The 552-nt window shown below is 62.3% G+C and carries 1 protein-coding gene; it reads left to right on the top strand.

Features of this window, described 5'->3' with window-relative positions; genetic code table 11:
• Positions 1-552, top strand: a 552-nt coding sequence (locus H096_RS22735; protein WP_033901580.1) for a contractile injection system protein, VgrG/Pvc8 family, incomplete at both ends; no start/stop codon positions are given.

Raw genomic sequence — 552 nt, forward strand, 5'->3', positions numbered from 1 at the left:
CATCACCAACGTGCTGGCCGAACAAAAACTGACCGACATCCGCAGCGAAATCTGCTTCGAGCACCAACCCCGCGAATACTGCGTGCAGGCCGGCGAAACCGACCTCGATTTCATCGCCCGCCTGGCCGCAGAAGAAGGCCTGCTCTACACCTTCGAACACCGCGCCGACGGCCACACCCTCGTTCTTACCGACCGCGTCGGCGGTCTAGGTACCATCGGCACCCATACGGATTGCCCGGTGATCTACCAGCCGATGGGCGGCGGCGACTCCATTAAACCGGCGCTGAACCGCTTCCACTACACCGAACAAGTGCGCACCGCCGTGCAGGTACAGCGCGACTACACCTTCACCCACCCACGCTACAACCAGCAGCACACCGCCACTGGCGACCAGGACCTGAACAACCAGCACAAGGATTACGAACGCTACGACTACCCCGGTCGCTACAAACGCGATATCGCCGGCAAGCCCTTCACCAAAACGCGCCTGGCGGCCCTGCGCAACGACGCCAAGTTGGCACACCTGGAAGGCGACGATGAGCGCCTGCAACC

Origin of the sequence: Pseudomonas sp. FH1 (assembly GCF_000510895.2) — a bacterium.
GTDB lineage: Bacteria > Pseudomonadota > Gammaproteobacteria > Pseudomonadales > Pseudomonadaceae > Aquipseudomonas > Aquipseudomonas azotoformans_A.